Source organism: Robbsia andropogonis, assembly GCF_000970345.1.
GTDB lineage: Bacteria > Pseudomonadota > Gammaproteobacteria > Burkholderiales > Burkholderiaceae > Robbsia > Robbsia andropogonis.
Genome location: NZ_LAQU01000082.1, coordinates 1 through 5,732, shown reverse-complemented (window position 1 = coordinate 5,732; position 5,732 = coordinate 1). Strand labels below are relative to the sequence as shown.

Below are 5,732 nucleotides of genomic sequence, written 5' to 3'. Positions count from 1 at the left end.
GCCGCAGCATCGCCGGAGAACACCATCGCGGCATTCGCGCTGTAACGCGCAAACATGTCGCCGAACAGGGCAACCAGCTTTTCCTGGTTCGTCGAATCGGCAAGCGTGTACGTCTGCGCGAGAGAAGCGGCGAATGAACCGGTTTGGCGCTTCATCAGTTCCAGCGCGCCGTATGTCGGGCGGCAAGCTGATTCCAGGCGATCCATTGCGGCTTGAGCGCGGGCAGCGGATTCACGCATGGCGCGCGCCTCCATCTGGCGCTGGTTTTCCTCGCGGCACGCCGCGCGGTTCGGGTCAATGTCGAATACCTGGGCTGGCGCGAAAGCAGCCAGCGCGGCGTAGACGGGGTTGGTAGTGGACATGTCTTGCTCCGGGTGGGTATGGAGCAAGTATAGAACACTTAACCTGAGCAAGTAAAGATATCTAAACCGCGTAGCGAAAAAAATACCCGCCGTAGCGGGTGGGTTCCCTGCAACCTTAGTTCCGCCTTTCTGTGCGCATCTGGTCTCGGATCTGATAAAACCGCCGCTCTTCGCGGGATACCCATATGAAACTTGGAACAGAAGAGATGCCAATAGCAAGGAGCAAAATCTCTGTGCCGCTCAAGCGATTTAAGATTCCAACAAGCATCACAAATAGTAGCAGGCCAGACCCTAGGATATAAGCGGCAATAAGCCAGCGCTTCCATTTAGGCACCCAGTGGAAAGCTAATCCTCCTAGATAGCGAGCACGCTCCCACTCTCGGTGCGCCTCCTTAATTTTCTCTATCCTCTCGCGATCCATTGCTGGCGCACCTCAGTTTTGTGTTATTTGCAAATCGTAAGACACGCCATCATCTGTCAGGCATTGACCGCTACCCTGGTTTGATAGCCCGCTGTAGTTAAACACGCATCGCAAATTATGCCCGTCCGCAGACTCCGCGAGAACATTTCCAGCGCCTACTGCATTGACGTTAATTGCTGAGGCGGTAGCAGATTGCGTCCCTGAAAAGGCGCTTCCAAGTGCGAAAGATCCGCCTTGGACATAGACAAAATGCCCATCGAAGGAGCGTCCATTAATCACCACATGAACGCTTTTGTCGATCTTATTAGCTGTTCCGTGAGCAATTTTCCCAGGGCCGTGCGGCAATAAAGCAACGTTATAGGTGCATCCAACAAGCAATGTTGCTGCTCCATAGGCCAAAATACTTAGCGTTTTTCGATACATATAAATCCCCGGGTTTATCAAGTATAGGAGCCTGGAAACAGCAGAATCTTGGCGGTGCTCTCACGCAGCATTGTGGCGCTGGCGCTCCAGTTCTGTCCGCTGTCGGTGGACAACGAACTCTATGTGATGCTCGATTTCCTCCCGCAGCGGGGCGGGTAAAGCGTCGAAATCTGCTCGGGTAACGGCCTTGAACGGCCAGGCGGACGGTCTTGCCGCTCCGGTTCCCAGCACCAGCCAAACTGCGCTGTACCCGAACCGCGCCTCGATAGGGGCGGCGTATTCGAGCTTGATCGATTTGATCTTCCCCGAAATCCATTGATTGACGGTGGCTTTGGTGACACCCGCGATCTTAGCCAGCGCCGGTTGGTCGAGGCGCTGCTCGTCGAGGATTAGTTGGATTCTTTCGCTGAGTTGCATGTAAAGCACTCTATACGAGCCGTGGTAAAGAATGCTTTCTTGACCTGGGTAAAGTGTTCTATACTGATGGGAATTGATGGCGGAGGAAGTCATGGTTCTCACAAAGCAACAAGCGATCGATATGTTCGGGAGCGGCGCAGCGCTCGGGCGTGCCGTGGGCGTTACTAAGGCAGCAGTCTGGCAATGGGCAGATCCGCTGGATCAACGGCAGACCGATATGGTCGTTGGTGCCGCGATGAGGCTCGGCAAAGCTTTGCCAGAAGGCTTTAACTACGCGCCCACCCCTACAACCACAGCGGTGGCGGCGTGAACACATCATCGCCTGAGGTGGGCGCAATGGCACGCAAGATACAAGGCGTGATCTTGCAGGCCGTTTCATTGACCGGGCAGAACCGTGTCGCTGAAGAAATCCAGCGTTCACCGGCAACGATTTCGCGTTGGCTGTCGCAGGAAGATGAAATGCCGCGCTGCTGCGAAATCATTGCCGCACTCAATCTCAAGGTCGTGCCCAAGTCCGCCGTGTGCGTCTCACAGCGCACTTTCGAGGCGTACAAGATCCTCGCCGCAGAACACATGCGCGCTGTCTCGCGCGAAGAACAGCTTTCTTGGGACGAGTGATGACAGTTCGCAAATCCTCCACGCTGCAGGATGGCCGTCCAGACCCCGAAGCTGATTTGGGCTCATTTCGATCTTTGAATTGGTTCCTCGCGCGCGCCTTTGAACAGAATCTTGACGCGCTCAAAGAGAACATTGATAGGCGCGAGTGTGAAGCAGAGAGCAAACGCAGAGGGGGCGAATAATGGCAGGCGACTGGATAAAGATGCGCTCCGACCTTCACACGAGTCCGAAGGTTGTCCGTATTTCGTCCGCATTGAAAGCGGACAGACTTCGAACTATCGGCGGACTACATTCCGTTTGGAGTCTTTTTGATGTCCATTCCGAAGATGGTTTCATGGACGGATACACGCTAGAGATACTTGATGACTTGATCGGGTTTCCTGGATTTGGCGCTGCTATGGTGTCGGTTGGATGGCTGACGCAGGAAGACGAAGGCCTTGCTATTCCTAGGTTTGATGAGCATAACGGGCAATCTGCAAAGCGCCGCGCGCAAGACTCGGAGAGAAAGCGTGTCGCTCGACAATCAGGAAATGTGTCCGCATCTGAAGCGGACAAATCTCGGACCAGAGAAGAGAAGAGAAGAGAAGAGATAAAACCTAGCAATGCTAACGCATTGCTTGTCGACAGCGATGCTGACGACGCATTGCCGACGCTCGACCTGACTTCGCAGGATTCGACGGATGCTGCTGAACCTCATGCCGGGCATCCTGCCTGCCCGCATCAGCAGATCATCGCCCTGTACCACGCCATCCTGCCGTCCAATCCGGCGATCCGGGACTGGACACCTGCACGGCAAGCAACGCTCCGTGTGAGGTGGAACGAGGACCGAAGGCGTCAGAACCTCGACTGGTGGCGAGGATTTTTCGAGTACGTCTCGCACTCGCGATTTTTGACTGGCCGCGCATCGCAGCATGACCGCAAGCCTTTCACGCCGGGGCTTGAATGGCTCCTGAAGGCCGAAAACTTCGCGAAGATCCGCGAGGGACGCTACGAAGACGAGGAAGTCACAGCATGAGCCACGACGACATCCGCAACGCGATCCCGCAATCGATCGAGGCTGAGCAGTACGTGCTGGGCGCTTTGATGCTCAACAACGATGCCGTAGATCGCGTCGGAGCGCTGAAGGCCGAGCACTTTTTCCGGGGTGACCACTGTGCGATTTATGCCGAAATCACTGCGTTGCTGGGCGCTGGCGTCGGTGCTGACGTGCTGACGGTGTTCGAGCGTTTGCACGCGAAAGGGAAGGCGCAAGACTGCGGTGGCCTGCCGTACCTGAACTCCCTGGCCACCTCGGCACCGGGAATCGGGAACGTGGCCCGATACGCGGCGATCGTGATTGACCGATGGACCAAGCGCGCCTTTCTCGCAACAGCGTCGGAAATGCAAGAGGACGCGACGAATAGCCCGGATTCTGCGGCTGCATTGCTCGATAGGGCATCCGCGAAGCTTGAGGGTCTGGCGCGCACACAGGAGCGCAAGGAGGCCGTGAAGCTGTCCGCTGCCATGGCCGAGCACTTGAGCGTCATCGAGCGGCGCAGTGAAGGCAAGGAGCGAGTCATATCGACGGGCTTGGTTGACCTGGACCGAGCGCTGAACGGCGGATTCCGTCCGGGGCAGAGCATTGTTCTCGCTGGCCGACCTGGGATGGGGAAAACGTCGCTCGCGCTGAACATCGGCCTGAGCGTTGCCGAGTCGGGTCAATGCCTTTTCCTGTCACAAGAAATGCCAACGGCCGAAATCGTTGATCGTGCGACAGCGCAGCTTGGCCGCATCCCGCTCAGTAAGGTCATGAATGCGCCCCTGGACGATCAGGATTTCTGGCGGTCTGTGACGGTCGCGGCGCACAAGGTGACTGACCTGGGCTTGTTCATCGATGACCAAGGCTGCTTGACGCTGCTGGATGTGCGGAACAAAGCGCGGGCCATCAAGCGCAAGCATGGGTTGAATCTTCTGGTCGTGGACTACCTGCAACTGATGAGCGGCGACGGAGATAACCGAAACGAGCAGATCGGGGCTATATCGCGGGGCGTCAAGGCGCTGGCCAAGGAATTGGACATCGCAGTTTTGCTTCTGTCGCAACTTAGCCGAAAAGTCGAAGAGCGGGCGTCGCGCATTCCGCAGCCGTCCGATTTGCGGGACTCTGGATCGATTGAGCAAGACGCCGATGTGATCCTGTTCATCCACCGCGAAGAAGTCGCGAACCCTGATTGCGGCGATGAGTGGCGTGGGTTCGCTTTAGCACGGATAGCAAAGAATCGACACGGAAAGATTCAGGACGTTGGCTTGAATTACGCAGGCGAATGGACGGCGTTCCAAGACCGCATTGGTGCGTGGCCATCGCATCCGGCTGCGCCGACTCGATCACGTAGCAGGGGGTTTGAGGGATGACCGCCGCTAATAAAACGCGCGCGCACGCGCGGGCGCATTTGCCCACGAGCGCACTTGAGGAAACATTCGCGCTGCATTGCCGGGCCTCTTCGCTTCCGGCGTTTGAGCGTGAGTTTGTCTTTGCCAAGCCTCGCCGGTTTCGGGCCGACTTCGCATGGCCTGAGCGGATGGTGTTGGTCGAAATCGAGGGAGGTGTTTGGTCTGGCGGCAGGCATACGCGGGGAGCGGGATTCACGAAGGATTGCGAGAAGTCCAACTTGGCCGCTCTTCTCGGCTACAGAGTTTTCCGCTTCACATGCGATCAAGTGCGCGACGGCACTGCGATCAAGACGATGTTGACTGTTTTCGGGGAGGTTGAAACAGTATGAAAGCTATTGCACGAATTCTGGACGCTATCGAGCAGCATGGTCCGATGTCTGCCGTAGAGATTGCGAATGTGTTGGGGATTAAATACGAGGCTGTGAGGTTCGTTATTGCCGGGTATCGGCAAGCTACTCCGCCAGGATCGCCCCGAGCGCTTCGGGTGTATGCGTATGCGCGACCAAGGACAATCAAAGGCAAGCGCGCTCAGATTTTCGAAATCTCGGGCGAGCCGGACGTAACGTATGTTGAGACCCGGAAAGTTTCAAATGGCAACGTAAATGACTTCAGGGCAAAAGCGATTTCTGACATCGATTCCGCGATTGCAAATATGTTGCCCGTTTTGCGTGCTCAGGCAGGCAATCCCTTCGGCGTGGCCATGGCTCAGTGTGGGGTGCGGGCGTGAACTGCAAACCAGGGGATTTAGCAATAGTCGTCTTTGCGAAAATACGCCCGGAACTGATGGGGACAATTGTCGAGATAGTTGGGCGTGCATTCAACGGCGACGAATTCTCATCCATCAAAGGACGCCGCTTCAGGGCTTCAGGTATTCCGGACGGAATCATTTGGCGCATAAAGCTTTCTCGTCCTTTGCGGGTTTCTGCTCCGGATGGAACATCGCATTACTTCACCGAAGTTACCATGCCCGATACGCGACTGCGACCTGTATCTGGCCTTCCTATTGATGAAGAAGTTATTCATGAGGTGAGGGCGTGAACGATTTCTTGATCTCTGACAATTTT

The 5,732-nt window shown here is 56.2% G+C and carries 10 protein-coding genes; 7 read left to right on the top strand and 3 right to left on the bottom strand.

Annotation, left to right across the window (positions count from 1 at the left end; all coding sequences use genetic code 11):
- The 3 genes from WM40_RS25545 to WM40_RS28335 form a co-directional block, all read right to left on the bottom strand.
- A partial coding sequence (locus tag WM40_RS25545) for a hypothetical protein (RefSeq protein WP_046154421.1) occupies positions 1 to 362 on the bottom strand: 362 nt, incomplete at its 3' end.
- Between the two features lie 433 nt (positions 363 to 795).
- Complete coding sequence (locus WM40_RS29205) at positions 796 to 1,206, bottom strand: hypothetical protein (RefSeq protein WP_236693702.1); 411 nt, start codon at positions 1,204 to 1,206, stop codon at positions 796 to 798.
- Positions 1,207 to 1,266: 60 nt separating this feature from the next.
- Positions 1,267 to 1,623, bottom strand: coding sequence for a helix-turn-helix domain-containing protein (locus WM40_RS28335; RefSeq protein WP_052738541.1), 357 nt, complete (start codon positions 1,621 to 1,623; stop codon positions 1,267 to 1,269).
- A 91-nt stretch (positions 1,624 to 1,714) separates the two neighbouring features.
- Between WM40_RS28335 and WM40_RS25530 the strand changes: the two genes are divergently transcribed.
- The 7 genes from WM40_RS25530 (at position 1,715) to WM40_RS30490 (ending at position 5,706) form a co-directional block, all read left to right on the top strand.
- Complete coding sequence (locus WM40_RS25530; RefSeq protein WP_046154422.1) at positions 1,715 to 1,933, top strand: Cro/CI family transcriptional regulator; 219 nt, start codon at positions 1,715 to 1,717, stop codon at positions 1,931 to 1,933.
- A gap of 47 nt (positions 1,934 to 1,980) precedes the next feature.
- Positions 1,981 to 2,241: a hypothetical protein gene (locus WM40_RS25525; protein ID WP_157686012.1), complete on the top strand. Its 261-nt coding sequence runs from the start codon at positions 1,981 to 1,983 to the stop codon at positions 2,239 to 2,241.
- Positions 2,241 to 2,423 (top strand): hypothetical protein, encoded by a 183-nt coding sequence (locus WM40_RS31845; RefSeq protein ID WP_046154418.1) that lies wholly within the window; start codon positions 2,241 to 2,243, stop codon positions 2,421 to 2,423. Before WM40_RS25525 ends, WM40_RS31845 begins: the two co-directional genes overlap by 1 nt.
- Positions 2,423 to 3,256 carry a hypothetical protein gene (locus WM40_RS30960; RefSeq protein ID WP_046154417.1) on the top strand — a complete coding sequence of 278 codons (834 nt, stop codon included), beginning with the start codon at positions 2,423 to 2,425 and terminating at the stop codon, positions 3,254 to 3,256. The genes WM40_RS31845 and WM40_RS30960 overlap by 1 nt, the downstream gene beginning before the upstream one ends.
- Positions 3,253 to 4,629, top strand: coding sequence for a replicative DNA helicase (locus WM40_RS25510; protein ID WP_046154416.1), 1,377 nt, complete (start codon positions 3,253 to 3,255; stop codon positions 4,627 to 4,629). The genes WM40_RS30960 and WM40_RS25510 overlap by 4 nt, the downstream gene beginning before the upstream one ends.
- Before the next feature lie 364 nt (positions 4,630 to 4,993).
- Positions 4,994 to 5,395 (top strand): helix-turn-helix domain-containing protein, encoded by a 402-nt coding sequence (locus tag WM40_RS25500; RefSeq protein WP_046154414.1) that lies wholly within the window; start codon positions 4,994 to 4,996, stop codon positions 5,393 to 5,395.
- Positions 5,392 to 5,706: a hypothetical protein gene (locus WM40_RS30490; protein WP_157686010.1), complete on the top strand. Its 315-nt coding sequence runs from the start codon at positions 5,392 to 5,394 to the stop codon at positions 5,704 to 5,706. Before WM40_RS25500 ends, WM40_RS30490 begins: the two co-directional genes overlap by 4 nt.
- Positions 5,707 to 5,732 lie beyond the last annotated feature (26 nt).